The following is an 18,025-nucleotide window of genomic DNA, read 5'->3' as shown; positions in this document are numbered from 1 at the left end:
AACTTATGTGTCGCGAAAAGGCGGTCAGGCAATTGTGATCACGTTCACATTTTTATCCTGCGAGGACTTTAAAATTCCGGGCGCAGCCCCCATGTGGTTGCAAGCTCAAAGGGAAAGTGAGGCGAGTCAGTCGCACAAACGTTAGTCACAGGATTGATTTGTCGCAATGATTGACACGATTCCGCTTGACGCTGCGTAAGGTTTTTGTAATTTTACAGGCAACCTTTTATTCACTAACAAATAGCTGGTGGAATATATGACTATCAAAGTAGGTATCAACGGTTTTGGCCGTATCGGCCGTATTGTTTTCCGTGCTGCTCAGAAACGTTCTGACATCGAAATCGTTGGTATCAACGATCTCCTGGACGCTGAATACATGGCGTACATGCTGAAGTACGACTCAACTCACGGTCGTTTCGACGGCACCGTTGAAGTGAAAGACGGCCACCTGGTTGTTAACGGCAAAACCATCCGCGTTACTGCTGAGAAAGACCCAGCTAACCTGAAATGGAACGAAATCGGTGTTGACGTTGTTGCTGAAGCAACCGGTATCTTCCTGACCGACGAAACTGCACGTAAACACATCACTGCGGGTGCGAAAAAAGTTGTTCTGACTGGTCCTTCCAAAGACAACACCCCAATGTTCGTTCGCGGTGCAAACTTCGAAACTTACGCTGGCCAGGACATCGTTTCTAACGCATCCTGCACCACCAACTGCCTGGCACCGCTGGCTAAAGTGATCAACGACAACTTCGGCATCATCGAAGGTCTGATGACTACCGTTCACGCGACCACCGCTACTCAGAAAACCGTTGACGGTCCGTCTCACAAAGACTGGCGCGGCGGCCGTGGCGCGGCTCAGAACATCATCCCATCCTCTACCGGTGCTGCTAAAGCTGTAGGTAAAGTACTGCCAGAACTGAATGGCAAACTGACTGGTATGGCGTTCCGCGTTCCAACTCCTAACGTATCCGTTGTTGACCTGACCGTTCGTCTGGAAAAAGCTGCTTCTTATGAAGAAATTAAGAAAGCAATCAAAGCTGCTTCCGAAGGCCCAATGAAAGGCGTTCTGGGTTACACCGAAGACGACGTTGTATCTACCGATTTCAACGGCGAAGTGTGCACTTCCGTGTTCGATGCTAAAGCAGGTATCGCACTGAACGACAACTTCGTGAAACTGGTTTCCTGGTACGACAACGAAACCGGCTACTCTAACAAAGTACTGGACCTGATCGCTCACATCTCCAAATAAGTTGAGATGAGTGAATGATCCAAAAAGGCGACTTCGGTCGCCTTTTTTATTGTTTTTTAGACAGAGGATTGCTTAATGATAAATAAAATTTTTGCACTTCCGGTAGTCGAACAACTTACCCCTGTGCTCTCCCGCCGTCAGATTGACGGTGCCGACGTTATCGTCGTTGACCACCCGCGCGTTAAAGCCTCCGTGGCGCTGAACGGCGCGCACCTGCTCTCCTGGAAACCGGAAGGCGAAGCGGAAGCGCTGTGGCTGAGTGACGCCACCTCGTTCAAAAAAGGGGATGCGATTCGCGGCGGCGTACCGATCTGCTGGCCGTGGTTTGGCCCGTCCGCACAGCCGAGTTTGCCTTCTCACGGTTTCGCCCGTAACCAGCAGTGGACGCTGAAAGCGCATAACGAAGATGACAACGGCGCAGTACTGACCTTTGAGCTGCAGGCTAATGATGAAACTCGCGCCCTGTGGCCGCATGATTTCACCCTGTATGCCCGCTTCAAACTGGGTCAGAGCTGCGAGATTGAGCTGGAAGCTCATGGCGAGTTCGAGACCACCTCTGCCCTGCATACCTACTTCAACGTGGGTGACATCAATGCAGTGAAGGTGAGCGGCCTGGGCGATACCTTTATCGACAAAGTTGATAACGCGAAGGAAGGTAAGCTGAGCGACGGCGTTCAGACGTTCCCTGACCGTACTGACCGCGTCTATTTGCATCCGGAAGCGTGCAGCGTGATCCACGACGGTGCTCTTAACCGCGGCATTGAGGTGGTTCATCACCATCACAGCAACGTGGTGGGCTGGAACCCGGGGCCTGCACTCTCCATCAGCATGGCCGACATCCCTGATGACGGTTACAAAACGTTCGTCTGCGTGGAAACGGCCTGCGTAACCACCCCGCAGAAAGCGAGCGAGGAAAAGCCGTCTCGTTTAGGGCAGACAATTCGCATCGTTAAGCGATAAGGTCGCTGCACCACACCAAAGCAAACGGGGCGCAAGCGCCCCGTTTTGATGCAATTATTGCACCGCGATAATGCACAATCAGAACTTGTAGGTCACACCCACCGAGAAGATGCCAGCCCAGGACTTATCAACCATCGGGCTATCCTTCACTTCGTCGCTCAGACGCTCGTAACGGCCGGTACCGTAGACGTTCCAGTCGCCAAGGAAGTTATAGCTCGCGGTCAGCTCCAGGTAAGGATCCCAGCCATCATCGGCGCTGTAGCTTTTCAGCCCACTGCGACGGGACTCGTTTTTAGAGACGCCGTAGTAATAGTCGTTGTAGTTTTCACTGTTGTACTGCACGCCGATACCCGGCGTCAGGGTGAGCCCACCGTTGGTATAGCGATACAACCACGCCAGATCCCAGATAAAGCCGTTGCTGTTATCCAGCGTATCACCCGCCAGGGCCGTACGGAGGAAGCCATACTGGGTGTTATGCACGTATGAAAGCCCGGCCATCATGGAGCTTTTGCGCTTGTCGAGCTGGCGAAGCGCGTGGCTGTCGCTGTCGCCTGGCTTGAAGTGCGTTGGATCGTAGTAGGCCATGATAGAGAGCTTATCGGCCGTATCGTTCCACAGATAGTAGCCGCCGCCGAGACCGCGGAACCAGAAGTTATCGCCTTCATAGGTGATAACGGGTACAGGATAAACATCGCGGTCATACTGTTTGTATGGGCTGTTAATGACGCCAACGCCCGCACCCACCGTCCACTGACTTTCCGCCTGAGCGGTGCTAACTGCGGTCGCGGCAAGGATGCCCAATGCCAGAAGTTTGAGTTTGGTCACAATCCATTCTTTCCTGTAGTCAAATAATCAGCGGGTGAAGTGTAACCGCCATTCCCGTACATCCCAAAATTTTTTGCCTGCTAATCAGTTTGATTAACCCATTATTTTTAACTTTTCAGATGACAACCCGCTTTCATTTATATGACCGATGCATGAAAAACGTGCTTAAGCCTTATAACCAGGGTGGAAATTTTTGGATGAGTTATTGATATGTCATTGAAATTAGTTTTTCTCAGCATGCAAGTTTGGCAAATGCCATCTACGCTTAAATTTAAGAAGAGTTTTCCTGAACACCTGCGGTTCTTAGCGTCTGACCTGGCACACAGGTTGCTGCTCTGGCAGTGGGGTGCGAGAGATTCTCTTCCGGGAGCCTCCACTACTCATACGAACGGCTCTTATCCTGTGCTAAAAAACGAAAGGACGGCATGCCATGAATATATTCGATCACTATCGCCAGCGCTACGAAGCTGCCAAGGACGAAGAGTTCACACTGCAGGAGTTTCTTACCATTTGTCGGCAAGATCGCAGTGCCTATGCCAATGCGGCAGAACGGCTATTGATGGCTATCGGTGAGCCAAACATGGTTGATACTGCCCTGGAGCCACGGCTTTCCCGTCTATTTTCGAATCGGGTGGTCGCCCGATATCCGGCGTTCGAAGAGTTCTATGGTATGGAAGATGCCATTGAACAGATTGTCTCCTATCTGAAGCATGCCGCCCAGGGTCTGGAAGAGAAGAAACAGATCCTCTATTTACTCGGCCCCGTCGGCGGCGGTAAATCCTCGCTGGCTGAACGCCTGAAGTCGCTGATGCAGCGCGTACCGATTTACGTGCTAAGCGCCAACGGCGAACGCAGCCCGGTGAACGACCATCCGCTGTGCCTGTTTAACCCGCAGGAAGATGCGCAAATTCTGGATAAAGAGTTTGGCATCCCGCGTCGCTACCTCGGCACCATTATGTCGCCGTGGGCAGCAAAACGCCTGCACGAATTTGGCGGTGATATCACCAAATTCCGCGTCGTGAAAGTGTGGCCATCCATACTGGAGCAGATCGCTATCGCCAAAACCGAACCGGGTGATGAGAACAACCAGGATATCTCGGCGCTGGTGGGTAAAGTCGATATCCGTAAGCTGGAAAACTTCGCACAAAACGACCCGGATGCCTATGGCTATTCCGGTGCGCTGTGCCGCGCCAACCAGGGGATTATGGAATTCGTCGAGATGTTTAAAGCACCGATCAAAGTGCTGCATCCTCTGCTGACGGCGACCCAGGAAGGGAACTACAACGGGACGGAAGGTATCTCCGCCCTGCCGTTTAACGGGATTATTCTCGCCCACTCGAACGAATCGGAATGGGTAACCTTCCGTAATAACAAAAACAATGAGGCCTTCCTTGACCGCGTGTACATCGTCAAGGTGCCTTATTGCCTGCGGATCTCCGAAGAGATCAAAATTTACGAAAAACTGCTTAACCACAGTGAACTGGTGCATGCGCCATGCGCTCCGGGCACGCTGGAAACGCTCTCGCGCTTCTCCATCCTGTCGCGTCTGAAAGAGCCGGAAAACTCCAGCATCTATTCGAAAATGCGCGTCTACGATGGTGAAAGCCTGAAAGATACCGACCCGAAAGCGAAATCGTACCAGGAATACCGCGATTACGCCGGGGTTGATGAAGGGATGAACGGCCTCTCCACGCGTTTCGCGTTTAAGATCCTCTCCCGGGTCTTTAACTTCGACCACGCGGAAGTGGCGGCCAACCCGGTTCATCTGTTCTACGTCCTGGAGCAGCAAATCGAGCGCGAGCAGTTCCCGCAGGAGCAGGCTGAACGCTACCTTGAGTTCCTGAAAGGCTACCTGATCCCGAAATATGCCGAGTTCATTGGCAAAGAGATCCAGACGGCCTATCTGGAATCCTATTCAGAATACGGGCAGAACATTTTCGACCGCTATGTCACCTATGCTGACTTCTGGATCCAGGATCAGGAGTACCGCGACCCGGATACCGGCCAGCTGTTTGATCGTGAATCCCTGAACGCGGAGCTGGAAAAAATCGAGAAGCCTGCCGGGATCAGCAACCCGAAAGACTTCCGGAATGAGATTGTGAACTTCGTCCTGCGCGCCAGAGCGCATAATAACGGGCGCAATCCGAACTGGACCAGCTACGAGAAGCTGCGCACGGTTATTGAGAAGAAAATGTTCTCCAATACCGAAGAGCTGCTGCCGGTGATCTCGTTTAACACCAAAACCTCAACCGACGAGCAGAAGAAACACGACGATTTTGTCGACCGTATGATGGAAAAAGGCTACACCCGCAAACAGGTTCGCCTGCTCTGCGAATGGTATCTGCGCGTGCGTAAATCGTCCTAAAACAAGTGCCCGGTAGCGCCTGCGCCTGCCGGGCCAACAAAAACGCAAGTTGGCAAATGCAGTACGGGGGGTATATGACCTGGTTTATTGACCGGCGTCTTAACGGCAAAAACAAGAGCACGGTGAACCGCCAGCGCTTCTTGCGCCGTTATAAAGCGCAAATTAAACAGTCGATCTCCGAGGCCATCAACAAACGCTCGGTGACCGACGTCGACAGCGGCGAGTCTGTCTCCATCCCTACCGATGACATCAGCGAACCGATGTTTCATCAGGGGCGCGGCGGCCTGCGCCATCGCGTTCATCCAGGTAACGACCACTTCGTTCAGAACGACAGAATTGAGCGCCCTCAGGGCGGCGGCGGTGGTTCAGGAAGCGGTCAGGGGCAGGCCAGCCAGGACGGTGAAGGCCAGGATGAGTTCGTTTTCCAGATTTCGAAAGATGAATATCTCGACCTGCTGTTTGAGGACCTTGCGCTGCCGAACCTGAAAAAGAATCAGCATCGTCAGCTTAACGAGTATAAAACCCATCGCGCGGGCTATACCGCTAACGGCGTGCCCGCCAATATCAGCGTTGTGCGTTCGTTGCAGAATTCTCTGGCGCGTCGCACGGCCATGACGGCAGGCAAACGTCGCGAACTGCGCGAGCTGGAGAGCAGCCTGAAGGTCGTGGAAAACACGGAGCCGGCGCAGCTGCTGGAAGAGGAGCGCCTGCGTAAAGAGATTGCCGAGCTAAGAGCGAAGATCGACCGCGTGCCGTTTATCGATACCTTCGACCTGCGCTACAAGAACTACGAAAAACGTCCTGAACCCTCCAGCCAGGCGGTCATGTTCTGTCTGATGGACGTCTCCGGCTCGATGGACCAGGCCACCAAGGATATGGCGAAGCGTTTTTACATCCTGCTCTATCTGTTCCTGAGCAGAACCTATAAGAACGTGGAAGTGGTCTATATCCGCCATCACACCCAGGCGAAGGAGGTGGATGAACATGAGTTCTTCTACTCCCAGGAGACGGGGGGGACCATCGTATCAAGCGCCCTGAAGCTAATGGATGAAGTAGTGAAAGAGCGTTACGACCCGGCGCAGTGGAACATTTATGCCGCGCAGGCGTCGGATGGCGACAACTGGGCCGACGACTCACCGCTGTGTCACGAGATCCTGGCGAAGAAAATTCTGCCGGTGGTGCGTTACTACAGCTATATCGAAATCACCCGTCGCGCCCACCAGACCCTGTGGCGGGAATATGAACATCTGCAGTCCATGTTCGATAACTTTGCCATGCAGCATATCCGCGATCAGGATGATATTTATCCTGTGTTCAGGGAGCTGTTCCACAAGCAATCTGCGACCAGCAACGCATAACCCAACAGCCAGCGAATCCGCTGGCTGTTTTCTTTCGACCCCGTTTATCCCGTGCTAATGTAGCAAGCTGCATACTGGATTATCACCGGGAAAATTGTGATGACTGACGACGTTATGGGGACAAGTACCCACCATCAGCTGATTACCTTACTCACCGAGCAGGGCGCGCGTTTTCGCGTCATGGAGCACGAGGCGGTGGGGAAATGCGAAGCGGTGAGTGAAATTCGCGGGACCGATCTGCGCCAGGGGGCAAAAGCCCTGGTCTGCAAGGTGAAGGGCAACGGCGTTAAAAAACACGTACTGGCGATTCTGGCCGCCGACCTGCAGGCCGATCTGAGCCAGCTTGCCTGCCATTTTGGCGGGCTTAAAGCCTCCCTCGCCAGCCCGGCCGAGGTCGATACCCTTACCGCCTGCGTTTTTGGCGCGATCCCGCCCTTCAGCTTCCATCCTGATTTGGCGCTGGTGGCCGACCCGCTGCTATTCGAGCGTTTCGACGAAATTGCCTTTAACGCCGGTTTACTGGAGAAATCCGTGATCATGGACACCCAGGATTACCTGCGCATCGCCCGTCCTGAGCTTGTAAACTTCCATAAGGCGTCGTCGTGACGGCGCTAGCCTCTTCTTTCCAGAAACAGCACGGAGGCGACGAGAATCACGGCAATAGCGAAAAACGATGAGGAGATAATGAGCGTTTCAACAAACATGTGATCGTTCATGATGGCGATCCCTTTGCGATACCTGCCTTCGTTTTAATCCGCGTAAATGACAAGGTAATGACAGCGATAAAATCTTTTTAACGCTGTCCTCCGCCGCGTTTGCGCGTAAAGTAAGCAGGATAATTATTCTGGCAAGGATCCCCCATGTTTGACCCGACTCTGCTCATTCTTCTGGCGCTCGCCGCGCTCGGCTTTATCAGCCATAACACCACCGTTGCCATCTCGATTCTGGTACTGATTATTGTGCGCGTGACCCCGTTAAATACCTTTTTCCCGTGGATAGAAAAACAAGGCCTCACCATCGGGATCATCATTTTAACCATCGGGGTGATGGCTCCCATCGCCAGCGGCACCCTTCCCGCCTCAACGCTGCTGCACTCGTTTGTGAACTGGAAATCACTGGTGGCGATCGCGGTGGGGATTTTTGTTTCGTGGCTGGGCGGACGCGGCGTTACGCTGATGAGCAGCCAGCCCTCGCTGGTGGCGGGCCTGCTGGTGGGCACGGTACTCGGCGTGGCGCTCTTCCGCGGCGTGCCGGTAGGCCCGCTGATTGCGGCAGGGCTGGTTTCCCTGTTTATCGGGAAGTCATAGTCAGGCTGGCCATGTAACGCGCCGGCGTCTGGCCCAGCCCCTTTTTGAACATGGTGATAAACGCGGTGGTAGAGTCATAGCCCAGAGACTGTGCCACCTGCTGCACCGATTTCCCGCTAATCAAATGCTGTAACGCCACGATCAGCTGAAGCTGGTGACGCCAGCGGCGAAAGCTTAAACCGGTCTCTTTGACCACCAGCCGCGCCAGGTTGCGTTCACTCATCGCGAAATGACTCGCCCACTGTGCCAGCGTCTGCCAGGCGGCGGGCTCTTCCGCCATCTTCTCGCTCATCAGCCGGATTTTAGGATGGGGAGAGACGGGCAGCTGCAGATGCTCCTGGCGCTGGAGCGGCAACTCGTCAAACAGGACGTCCACCAGACGCGATGTGGCCGCAAGATGCAGCTGTTCTCGCGGTTTTTCCGCCAGGGATAAAATCAGCTCCCGCACCAGGGGAGAGATTTTCAGGGTGCAGCAGCGGTCGGGCAGGCTGGCGGCACCAGGCTCAATAAACAAAAAGCAGAGCTGTGCCCCCGGCGTGGCCCTGTTGCTGTGCGGCATTTGGCCTGGGATCCAGACGGCATACTGGGGCGGTACCATCAGCATCGCATTTTCCACTTCGCAGGTGATCGCGCCGCCAAGGGCCAGAATCAGCTGCCCCTTACGGTGTTGATGCTGCGGAATATATTGTTCTTCCGTCACCACGCGGATGCGAAACGCGACGGCCGCATCGTGCTGGCTATCAGGATCGTAGCCGTCCAGTCCCAGACCAATCATCAGGTTGTCCGATATTAGCGATAAACTGTCATTTTAGCCTGATTTCAACCGCTGAGAAAATCGGTATTGTGTGCGCTCGCTTGAACGTATGAGAACACAATGACTACTGCTCTTCGCACCTCAGGAAAACAGGGCGCGCTGTTAATTGCAGGCATCCTGATGATTGCCACCACGCTTCGCGTCACCTTTACCGGCGCAGCGCCGCTGCTCGATACCATTCGCCTTGATTATGGCTTAAGCACGGCGCAAACCGGTCTGCTGACCACCCTGCCCCTGCTGGCCTTTGCTCTTGTCTCCCCGCTCGCGGCGGGCGTTGCCCGGCGTATCGGCATGGAGCGCAGCCTGTTTATCGCCCTGATGCTGATTTGCATCGGGATTGCGGTTCGCTCCCTGCCCTCCGCTACCCTGCTTTTCATCGGAACGGCGGTGATTGGTTGCGGGATCGCTCTGGGGAATGTGCTGCTGCCCGGCTTAATTAAGCGTGATTTCCCGGGTCAGGTGGCAAAACTCACCGGCGCCTATTCCCTGACGATGGGTGTCTCTGCCGCGTTAGGCTCGGCGCTGATTGTTCCCCTGGCGCAGGGTAATGCGGGCTGGCACGGCGCGCTGCTGATGCTGATGGCGTTTCCGCTGATCGCGCTGTTGCTCTGGCTGCCGCAGTGGCGTCAAAAACACGTCGCAACGGTAACGGGCGCAGGCGCGCTGCATAACCGCGCGATCTGGCGCTCGGCACTCGCCTGGCAGGTGACGCTCTTTCTGGGGATTAACTCGCTAATTTATTACGTCATCATCGGCTGGCTGCCGGCCATATTACTCAGCCATGGCTTTAGCAAAGCGCAGGCCGGCTCGGTGCACGGCCTTTTACAGCTTGCCACGGCCGTGCCGGGGCTTGCCGTTCCTCTCGTCCTGCAGCGTATGAAGGATCAGCGAACCATCGCCGGAGCGGTTGGGCTGATGTGCGCGGTTAGCGCGGCGGGGTTGTGGTTTATGCCTGAGATGGCGGTGATGTGGACGCTGGTGTTTGGCTTTGGTACCGGGGCAACGATGATCCTCGGCCTGACGTTCATCGGCCTGCGCGCCAGCTCCGCACACCAGGCGGCAGCATTGTCCGGTATGGCACAGTCTATTGGTTATCTGCTCGCAGCCTGCGGTCCGCCGCTGATGGGTAAAATTCACGATTCGGCTGGAGACTGGCGGATCCCGCTTCTCGCCTGCGCGCTGGCCGCTGTCGTCATGGCCATCTGCGGCGTACTTGCCGGGCGTGACCGGGAAATCGCGCCCCGATAAACACGGTGGCAGACCATCGGGTCTGCCTTTTTTACCCGCGCGCCGCGCGCAGCATTGCCTGCACCAGCACCACCGGACGCCCTTCCAGCGCAGCACGCTCGTGCTGGAATAAGGTGATCACAAAGAACGGATGGGTCACCAGCTCCGCAGCGCGGATTTCCCCCTGCTCGTCCCAGCCCGTCACGCGCATATCACCGCTCTCCAGTTCCTGAGCAAACGCCGCCGATACGCCATAGTTACAGTGATAACCCTCTACGATTTCCGGCTTTCCGTAAGCCTTCGCGATCAGCGTATTATTGCGCAGCTCAATGGCATCGGTTTTCTCCACCAGCGAGCAGGTCAGCGGCGCAATCACCATCGTGCCTTCGGTATCCGTCTCAGCATGTGCCGCGTCGCTCCAGCCCAGCACGTTACGGGCATACTCAATTAACGCATGCTGGAACCCACCGCAGGTGCCCAGGAACGGAATGCTGTTTTCACGCGCGTAGCGTGCGGCAATAAAGGCCGCCTCGGTATTTTTATAGGGGCTTGCGGGAACCAGCCAGATGGCATCGTAGCCCACCAGATCCTCAGAACTGGTTAATTCCGTGGTGGCAAGCCAGTCGTAATCGGCGGTGAGGTCAAGGACCGCGGCGGCGTCGTCAATGGCCAGCGGGATCGCCTTGTGTGCAATAACATCAGGATTGTAATCGCCAACCAGCGCAATGCGCAGCGTCGTTTTAACCGGGAGATGTTCCATGAAAGGTTCCTTATGCCAGAGTATTATCAGATAACATAAGGAACCTCAGACTACCGATCTTCTACAATTATCACAATACCTTAAATTGGGAGGGTGGAATTATGATTCAGTGCAAACGCGTCTATGAACAGGCGAGCCCGGGCGATGGCTATCGGGTTCTGGTGGACAGGCTCTGGCCCCGCGGGGTGAAAAAAACGGACCTCGCGTATGACGAATGGTGTAAAACGCTCACACCGTCCAGCGCGTTACGCAAGGACTTTCATAGCGAAGCGATTGATTTCGCGGCCTTCACTAAAGCCTACAAGGAAGAGCTGGCGCAGCATAAGGACGAAGGAGAGCGTCTGGCGGCGCTGGCGAAAAAGCAGACCGTAACCCTGCTCTACGGCGCGAAGGACACGAAGCAGAATCACGCTCTGGTCTTAGCCGACTGGCTGCGCCATCTGTGATCAGCTGACCGTTAGCTCATCCTGAATTTGCGGGGCTTCGTCCGGGGTGAGCGGCATCAGGTGTTCGGCGCGAACAAACGCAAAGCCGTGCTGATTGTCAAAGGCGTAGACGTCTCCCGTCACCAGCCAGAGCGCGCGGTCCGCGCTTGCGGGTAACTGCGTCATCACGCCGTTGACCGGGTTAACGAAACGCTGGCCGGGCTGGCAGAGACCAAATAGCTCCACAGATTTACCAATATTGCGACGGCCTGACGCCGTGCGGGCACCGACGATCATCGCCACGCTGCCCGGTTTAAGCTGAAACATACTTCTCTCGCGGTAACGGTAGCCAGAAATTGGCTAAGAATAATCCTAAAGAGAAGTGTATCGCAGCTACTGTCCCTCTGTCACCTGGCAGGTTGCGGATGATCGCGACGATAGAGCGTCCATTCGTCGATCACTTCGCCACCGGGCAGCTTGCACTCGGTGCGGACTCCCTGCGGGCTTTGAATTGGGACCTGTTCCCCGCCCTTTTCCAGGCAGTAAACGGAAGCCGGGTTCGCCATGCCCACGGCGTGCGGCGGTTTCGGGGCGTCGGGTGGGGTTGTTTTTGCGGTGCAGGCAACCAGGGGAAGCGCCAGCGCCATTAGCAGAAATCTCATCTTGTTGATCCTTTTGACATCATCATTGGCTAAGGGTAACGGCTTGTCGCCGCTTTCTCCATGATTTCTCCATTCTAACTGCACTTTTCAACGCTACAGTCTGGCATGTTCTCACTTTGACCAGAGAACATCATTCCGTAATCAAGATGTCTTTGCCCCGTTCTCAACAACGGGGCTTTTTTTCCCGCCTGCTGCCTACCTCTGCATATATTAAATTTTCTATATTCATGTTTTACTATGCCGGAAGCCTAAAAATTCAGCATAACATGCAGATGCAGACGTCTTCTGCCCGGGAGTCATTCTACGTCATGTCGGATCTTATCCTCGCTCGCGTTTCAGAAACCCTTGCCACCGAGCAATCCCTTGAAAGCCTCGTTCGTCAGCTGCTGGAGATGCTGGAAATCGTCACCGACATGGAGTCGACGTATCTGACGAAGGTGGATATAACAGCCCGGCTGCAGCATATCCTCTATGCCCGAAACAGCAAGCAGATGACTATCCCGGAAGGGTTAAGCGTGCCATGGGATGAAACGCTGTGTAAGCGCGCGCTGGATAGCGACACATTATTCAGTAACGATGTCCCCGAGCGCTGGCCGGAGTGTGAAGCGGCGAAAGCACTCGGCATTACCACTTACATGAGCATCCCCGTTCATCTTGCCGATGGCTCGCTTTACGGTACGCTCTGCGCCACCAGCACGGCAAAAAAACCGCTCAGCGCGCGCGGCGAGCAGATGCTAAAACTCTTCGCCGGGTTGATTAGTCAGTACATTCAGAAAGAGTCTCTGGTGACCCAGCTCCGTGAAGCCAACGCGGCGCTTATCGCCCACTCCTACACAGATGCCCTTACAGGGTTACCCAACCGTCGCGCCATTTTTGAGGATCTGACCACCCTGTTTTCGCTGGCGCGGCATCTGAAACGTAACGCCATCATTGCCTTTATCGATCTGGATGATTTTAAACTGATTAACGATCGATACGGGCATGAAGCAGGCGACCAGTTCCTGATTGAAGTGGGCAAGCGTTTGACCGCAGAAAAACAGCAGGACGATATCATCGGCCGGCTGGGCGGCGATGAGTTTCTGGTGGCCACTCTGAGCAACGTCGAGAATGAGGAGCAAATCCACCTTCTCAGAACGCGCCTCAGCGCCCGAATTGCGGGGGAATACTGGCTGGGTAGCATCAGCATCATTTATCCTGGCGCCAGCCTCGGCGTTATCGAAGTGGATCCCGGCGTAACCGATCCGGACAGTGCGTTACGTGCCGCGGATATCGCGATGTATCAGGATAAAAAAGGAAAAAGCAAAACAGACTTTCTCGCGATGGATTAACCCCGTACACTCTACGGCGTTATAAAAACCGAAACAGGTGATGATATGAGAATAGGGATCCTCTTCCCGGTCGTTATTTTTATAACGGCGGTGGTATTTCTGACGTGGTTTTTTGTCGGTGGTTACGCTGCTCCGGGGGCATAAATGAGAAAAACCACCCTTATAATGTTGATCGTTGCCGTCGTGGCGTTTGCCGGCACGCAGTTTGGCTGGTGGTAAACCCGTTACGTAAAAAGGCCGCCATATGGCAGCCTTTTTAACGCTTCAGTATTAGCTTTTGATCTTTCTGTAGATAAACAGCACAACCAGCGCGCCGATCACCGCGACCGCGAAACTGCCGAAGTTAAAGCCATCGACTTTACCAAAACCGAACAGCGTACTGATCCAACCGCCGACTACCGCGCCGACAATACCCAGTATTATGGTGACGATAAACCCACCGCCATCTTTGCCCGGCATGATCCACTTCGCCAGAATACCCGCAATAAGCCCAAAGATAATCCAGGATAAAATTCCCATAACTTTCCTCTCTGTATGGTTTTTGTCATTAAATCAACGACACAAAAAGGATAGCACAGGATCTGAGAAAGGAAATTTGTGATAAGCCTCACAGAGAGAGTCTGCGCATTTCTTCATCAACATGCCCTTCCACAAGAACTGTGGGGTTGCATCTTTTATTGAGAAAGATTATCTTTCTCAACACTGAATAGTTGAGAAAAACACTCAGGTATTCAGTACGACATTGCTCACATTGCTTCCAGTATTTCTTGCCCACTCATGAGTGGGCTTTTTTTTGATCAAGCCCCAACGAAAGCGTGCCGGTTGCGCCCGCCGCGTTTTGCCTGATAGAGCGCCTGGTCGGCAGCATTAATAATATTCTGCTGGCTACCCGCGATGTTGACAGCACGCGCACTGGAGACCCCTACGCTTACCGTGACCCGCCCGAAGGGGCTAAACGCGTGTTCAATTTGCTGAGAGAAAACATAGCGAATAATCGTCTGCGCAAGGCGGAGCGCCTCCTGGATATCCGTTTCAGGCAAAATCAGCGCAAACTCCTCCCCGCCATACCGCGCCACAATCTGGTTGTCGCGGGTGAGACTTTCCCTGAGGCAGTTTCCCAGCAACGCCAGGCATCTGTCCCCTTCCGGATGACCGTAGTTATCGTTGTACTTTTTGAAGTAGTCCACATCCACAAGGAGCAGCGAAACCGGCGCGTCCTTTGCCGCACACGCCGCAATTTCCGAGAGGATTTTTTCATCAAAGATGCGCCTGTTATAAAGCCCTGTCAGCGCATCCTCCGAGGCAATAATCTTTAGCGCTTTGTTATCCCGTGCTTTTCTGGATAAGTCGGAATAGAGGAAACAGGACGCCACGATGAGCGTCGCGGTAAACACCAAAATAAGTGCGGCAAGCTGAATCGCCTGCTTGCGCCACGGTGAAAGGGCTTCATCAATGCTTACCGCTACCGTCGTAACCAGTCCGTAGCGCCTGTTTTTCTCATAGGCATAAATGCGTTCGATTTTATCAAACCTGGAGACAGAGCTGGCTATCCCTGTATTTTGTACCTTGAGGTATTTTCTGAAGAGAGGTGAGTCAGAAAAAATCGTACCGATATAGTTATTTTTAAAGGGATAACGAATCAGTAAAACGCCTGCTTGCGTCGTTAAACCAATAACGCCCGCGTGACCAATATTAATTTGTCCATAAAGCGCCAGAAAATTTTCGATACCCAGCGTCACCACCACAACACCGTTAAATGCACCGGTGTGGGTTTCAAGGCGTCGGCTAAGAGTAATAACCCATTTACCATTGGTTCTGCTTATCACCGGCTCACCAATATAAATCTGCTGACTTTTATTTTCCTTGTGATAGACAAAAAATGCTCTGTCCGCGCCATTATGGGGGCCCGCAAAATTTTTGTGCAATGCAGTGAAGATATCCCCATGCGCATCATAGACAACCACATTATTAATCTGAGTAAGAAGATTATCCTGATTGCTTATCATTCGCTGAATATTGATCGCCTGTTGCGGGGTCATACCATAAATTTCAATTGTGTCGGAAACGGTGGTAATCAACATTTCACTTTGGCGAATGATCCCTTCCGTGTAGACGTTAAGGGTATGGCTCAGGTTGGCAACGCTGGTATTGATTTGCTGGATTGACTGCTGTCGGGACGTGGCAATCTGGACGGCAAGCGACAATGAAACAATCAATGAGACAATGATGACGGTAATGGTTGTTGTGTAAAAAGTATTTTTCACGTGCACGAGCTTTTCCACCTTATCACGCCTGGCATCCCTGGCTGACAACTCTTGTCACTGTAACAAAGCTCAGGTTAAGAGGAAAACAAATTGCACTTAAGCATAACGGCTGCCGTTATTATCAGGCTTGTAGCTTGCACTGCCTGTGATAAGATTTGAGAGATGAGGGAGCGGACAGGGTATCTGGAAAATGAAAAAGATCATTGCCGTTACTATCGTTTCAGCGTTTCTGGTCTTCCTGTCTCTTTTTGCGGTTAATGCAGTTATCGGGAGCCAGCAGAAAAGCAAACAGCTTGAGATTTCCCGAACCCTTTTACAGCATTCAGAAAGTCTGACCCAGAGCGTGGCGCAGACGCTCAAAAACCTGACCACACAGGGATGCGACAGAGACAGCCTCGATCGCTACCGGCAGGTCAAGCTCGAAAGCCGCTATGTCGCTGACGTCGGTTTTATTGAAAAGGGAAAAATAGTCTGTACCGCTTTTTGGGGTAAACTCGTTAATCCTGTCCCGCTTCCTGAAGAGCTCCATGAAACGCCCAGAGGATTTCTCCTCGCGCAATTTTCGAGAAAGGATTTTTTTACCGGCAATGCGGCCATCTATAATAATCACATTATCTTCACCTCCCGCTATGCTTACGATAAATTCACCCCGGTTACGGAGAGCTATTCTCTGAGCACCACCACCAGGGACTTAAGCAGAACGTTTTTTTCGGCTACGCCTGAATTAAACCAACAGAGCGAACTGAATTCCTCCTTGTTTACCCTGACCCTCACCCGGTGCAGCACCACGTGGGATTTGTGCGTCATTGTGAAGCATCACAACGCGGGACTGGCCTCGTTATCTCCCGTTCTATTTATCGTTCTCGCGGTCATTTTATGTTTTATCTGGATTGCGATAACGCTCTTTTTCTTTCGACTCAACGAGGACCGGTTCTCCCTTGAGCGGACGCTGGTCAAAGCTGTTATCACTAATACCATCGGCGTTCATTACCAGCCCATTGTTCGGATTGAGGATAAAAAAATTGTAGGCGTGGAGGTCTTGTCGAGATGGCGTGACGCAAGATACGGTGACGTCTCCCCGGAACTGTTTATTCCATTAATCAAAAAAATTGGCCTGTATAAAAATTACTATATTAATATTCTGCAAAAATCCCTTTCGGATATCGCGCCACTTATTATTAAATATCATCTGGTTGTTTCGCTCAATGTTGGCCGAACGGAAATTGAAGACGGACAGTTTATCAGCATTTTGCGCCGTAGCTGTTTAGCTAATAACATTCCGCTCTCTCTGATCAAAGTCGAGCTTTCTGAAAAAGCCATTTCAACGGGGAATATTCTTGAAGATTTCTGCAAGGATTTAAAAAATCTTGGCGTGAGAATATCCATTGATGACTTCGGGGTGCAAAACTCAAACCTGGCAAGGCTTTCGCTGCTTGAATATGATGAGATCAAAATCGACAAGTCGCTGGTCGATGGCATCAGTGAGCATTACAAGCAGAACATTTTTGTCATCTTTAGCGACGCCCTCGCAAAACTGAATAAAACGCTTGTTTTCGAAGGCGTGGAGAGCGAAATACAGTATCGCTTTATTGCTGAAAGATACCCCGAGGCGCTGATTCAGGGATGGTATTTCTCAAAATCTGTCACCCGAAGCGAGCTTGCGAAGCGACTCGCTGGGATCGCGCGGTAGGTTACTCGTTTCCCCACTGATTGAGAAAGTTCGCAATATCATCAATACGTTCGGCACGAACCCCGGCTTCACGCGCCATCTCCTGCTGAGCTTCCTCATCGATCTCCTCATTATTCGACAAACGCGTGAGAAGCAGCTGGAAATAACGCGCCAGCGAGTCCTGCTCTGACTCACTCACGGGCTTTGTGGCTTCCGTCGCGTATTCTTCGACGATGTCATAATACTTCAGTGGGATTTCGTTATTCATAACAGCGTTAACCTTTGAGGGTGAAGCCACAAGTATATCCGACGACGTACGGTTAACCAACGCGTTGCGTCAGATAAGCAGGGCAAGCAGGGCTGCAAGAGCAGGTATGGCCTGAACGTACAGTATCTTTCGGCTGGCGGTCGCTGCGCCAAAGAGTCCGGCAATCAACACGCAGGTCAGGAAGAAGATGGCCACAGATATACCCTTTTCACCAAGCCAGAGGCTCCAGAGCAGACCCGCAGCCAGAAAACCATTATACAGCCCCTGATTCGCGGCCAGCACGCGAGTGTCGCGCGCAAAATCGGGACGCAGATTAAAGGCCTTGTGCCCTGTTCTGGTGTTCCACAGGAACATTTCCAGCACAAGAATGTAGATATGGATGAATGCAACGACAGCGATAAGAATAGTAGCGAGCATCGTGTTATTTCCCGCAGGCAGAGGCAAAAAAAACGGGAACCCTCAGGCCCCCGCTCTTGTTTAACCCAGAATCTGGATTACATGTTCGCGATAATCGCGTCGCCAAACTCTGAGCATTTCAGCA

Annotated in this window: 21 protein-coding genes; 11 read left to right on the top strand and 10 right to left on the bottom strand. The window is 53.0% G+C overall.

Features of this window, described 5'->3' with window-relative positions; genetic code table 11:
- Positions 1-256 precede the first annotated feature (256 nt).
- Positions 257-1,252: a glyceraldehyde-3-phosphate dehydrogenase gene (gene gapA, locus IM299_RS21805; protein ID WP_006809136.1), complete on the top strand. Its 996-nt coding sequence runs from the start codon at positions 257-259 to the stop codon at positions 1,250-1,252.
- A gap of 75 nt (positions 1,253-1,327) precedes the next feature.
- Complete coding sequence (locus IM299_RS21800; protein WP_193358097.1) at positions 1,328-2,212, top strand: D-hexose-6-phosphate mutarotase; 885 nt, start codon at positions 1,328-1,330, stop codon at positions 2,210-2,212.
- A gap of 78 nt (positions 2,213-2,290) precedes the next feature.
- On the opposite strand, the gene IM299_RS21795 is transcribed toward IM299_RS21800, so the two are convergent.
- Entirely contained in the window at positions 2,291-3,037 is a 747-nt protein-coding gene (locus tag IM299_RS21795) for a MipA/OmpV family protein (protein WP_041910477.1), read from the bottom strand.
- 430 nt (positions 3,038-3,467) lie between these two features.
- Here IM299_RS21795 and yeaG point away from each other — a divergent pair, with 430 nt between their 5' ends.
- The 3 genes from yeaG (at position 3,468) to IM299_RS21780 (ending at position 7,366) form a co-directional block, all read left to right on the top strand.
- A complete protein-coding gene (gene yeaG, locus IM299_RS21790; RefSeq protein ID WP_014883443.1) occupies positions 3,468-5,402 on the top strand; it encodes a protein kinase YeaG in 1,935 nt (644 codons plus the stop codon).
- A 74-nt stretch (positions 5,403-5,476) separates the two neighbouring features.
- Positions 5,477-6,760, top strand: a complete 1,284-nt coding sequence (locus IM299_RS21785; RefSeq protein ID WP_028012767.1) for a YeaH/YhbH family protein — start codon at positions 5,477-5,479, stop codon at positions 6,758-6,760.
- Positions 6,761-6,859: 99 nt separating this feature from the next.
- Positions 6,860-7,366: a YbaK/prolyl-tRNA synthetase associated domain-containing protein gene (locus IM299_RS21780; protein ID WP_193358096.1), complete on the top strand. Its 507-nt coding sequence runs from the start codon at positions 6,860-6,862 to the stop codon at positions 7,364-7,366.
- 5 nt (positions 7,367-7,371) lie between these two features.
- Here IM299_RS21780 and yoaI read toward each other — a convergent pair whose 3' ends face one another.
- Complete coding sequence (yoaI, locus tag IM299_RS21775) at positions 7,372-7,476, bottom strand: small membrane protein YoaI (protein ID WP_088205013.1); 105 nt, start codon at positions 7,474-7,476, stop codon at positions 7,372-7,374.
- Between the two features lie 144 nt (positions 7,477-7,620).
- Here yoaI and IM299_RS21770 point away from each other — a divergent pair, with 144 nt between their 5' ends.
- Positions 7,621-8,067 (top strand): DUF441 domain-containing protein, encoded by a 447-nt coding sequence (locus IM299_RS21770; RefSeq protein WP_008500737.1) that lies wholly within the window; start codon positions 7,621-7,623, stop codon positions 8,065-8,067.
- Here the strand turns inward: IM299_RS21770 and IM299_RS21765 are convergent.
- Complete coding sequence (locus IM299_RS21765; RefSeq protein ID WP_045261611.1) at positions 8,051-8,842, bottom strand: helix-turn-helix transcriptional regulator; 792 nt, start codon at positions 8,840-8,842, stop codon at positions 8,051-8,053. The genes IM299_RS21770 and IM299_RS21765 overlap by 17 nt on opposite strands.
- Before the next feature lie 99 nt (positions 8,843-8,941).
- On the opposite strand from IM299_RS21765, the gene IM299_RS21760 reads away from it, so the two are divergent.
- A complete protein-coding gene (locus IM299_RS21760; protein ID WP_193358095.1) occupies positions 8,942-10,129 on the top strand; it encodes a CynX/NimT family MFS transporter in 1,188 nt (395 codons plus the stop codon).
- A gap of 31 nt (positions 10,130-10,160) precedes the next feature.
- Here the strand turns inward: IM299_RS21760 and IM299_RS21755 are convergent, their stop codons facing one another.
- On the bottom strand, positions 10,161-10,868 hold the full coding sequence (locus tag IM299_RS21755; RefSeq protein ID WP_028012763.1) for a CTP synthase: 708 nt from the start codon (positions 10,866-10,868) through the stop codon (positions 10,161-10,163).
- A gap of 101 nt (positions 10,869-10,969) precedes the next feature.
- Here IM299_RS21755 and IM299_RS21750 point away from each other — a divergent pair, with 101 nt between their 5' ends.
- The gene (locus tag IM299_RS21750) at positions 10,970-11,314 is read left to right on the top strand and encodes a DUF488 domain-containing protein (protein ID WP_041910484.1); all 345 of its coding nucleotides are present in this window, start codon (positions 10,970-10,972) and stop codon (positions 11,312-11,314) included.
- Here IM299_RS21750 and IM299_RS21745 read toward each other — a convergent pair whose 3' ends face one another.
- A complete protein-coding gene (locus IM299_RS21745) occupies positions 11,315-11,620 on the bottom strand; it encodes a periplasmic protein (RefSeq protein ID WP_045630116.1) in 306 nt (101 codons plus the stop codon).
- Between the two features lie 80 nt (positions 11,621-11,700).
- Positions 11,701-11,955, bottom strand: coding sequence for a DUF333 domain-containing protein (locus tag IM299_RS21740; RefSeq protein ID WP_041910485.1), 255 nt, complete (start codon positions 11,953-11,955; stop codon positions 11,701-11,703).
- 308 nt (positions 11,956-12,263) lie between these two features.
- On the opposite strand from IM299_RS21740, the gene IM299_RS21735 reads away from it, so the two are divergent.
- Entirely contained in the window at positions 12,264-13,283 is a 1,020-nt protein-coding gene (locus IM299_RS21735; RefSeq protein WP_193358094.1) for a sensor domain-containing diguanylate cyclase, read from the top strand.
- 45 nt (positions 13,284-13,328) lie between these two features.
- Entirely contained in the window at positions 13,329-13,427 is a 99-nt protein-coding gene (locus IM299_RS21730) for a YoaK family small membrane protein (RefSeq protein ID WP_049003319.1), read from the top strand.
- 126 nt (positions 13,428-13,553) lie between these two features.
- Here the strand turns inward: IM299_RS21730 and IM299_RS21725 are convergent, their stop codons facing one another.
- Entirely contained in the window at positions 13,554-13,802 is a 249-nt protein-coding gene (locus tag IM299_RS21725) for a GlsB/YeaQ/YmgE family stress response membrane protein (RefSeq protein ID WP_028012758.1), read from the bottom strand.
- A 278-nt stretch (positions 13,803-14,080) separates the two neighbouring features.
- The gene (locus IM299_RS21720) at positions 14,081-15,565 is read right to left on the bottom strand and encodes a sensor domain-containing diguanylate cyclase (RefSeq protein WP_236300255.1); all 1,485 of its coding nucleotides are present in this window, start codon (positions 15,563-15,565) and stop codon (positions 14,081-14,083) included.
- Between the two features lie 172 nt (positions 15,566-15,737).
- On the opposite strand from IM299_RS21720, the gene IM299_RS21715 reads away from it, so the two are divergent.
- Positions 15,738-17,237, top strand: a complete 1,500-nt coding sequence (locus IM299_RS21715; RefSeq protein WP_193358093.1) for an EAL domain-containing protein — start codon at positions 15,738-15,740, stop codon at positions 17,235-17,237.
- 1 nt (position 17,238) lies between these two features.
- Here IM299_RS21715 and IM299_RS21710 read toward each other — a convergent pair whose 3' ends face one another.
- Positions 17,239-17,484, bottom strand: a complete 246-nt coding sequence (locus IM299_RS21710; RefSeq protein WP_048956803.1) for a DUF2543 family protein — start codon at positions 17,482-17,484, stop codon at positions 17,239-17,241.
- 69 nt (positions 17,485-17,553) lie between these two features.
- Positions 17,554-17,901 carry a DUF1304 domain-containing protein gene (locus IM299_RS21705; RefSeq protein ID WP_193358092.1) on the bottom strand — a complete coding sequence of 116 codons (348 nt, stop codon included), beginning with the start codon at positions 17,899-17,901 and terminating at the stop codon, positions 17,554-17,556.
- Positions 17,902-18,025 lie beyond the last annotated feature (124 nt).

The organism is Enterobacter cloacae complex sp. P47BA (assembly GCF_014930485.1).
GTDB lineage: Bacteria > Pseudomonadota > Gammaproteobacteria > Enterobacterales > Enterobacteriaceae > Enterobacter > Enterobacter bugandensis.
This window is presented reverse-complemented; position numbering and strand designations above follow the sequence as displayed.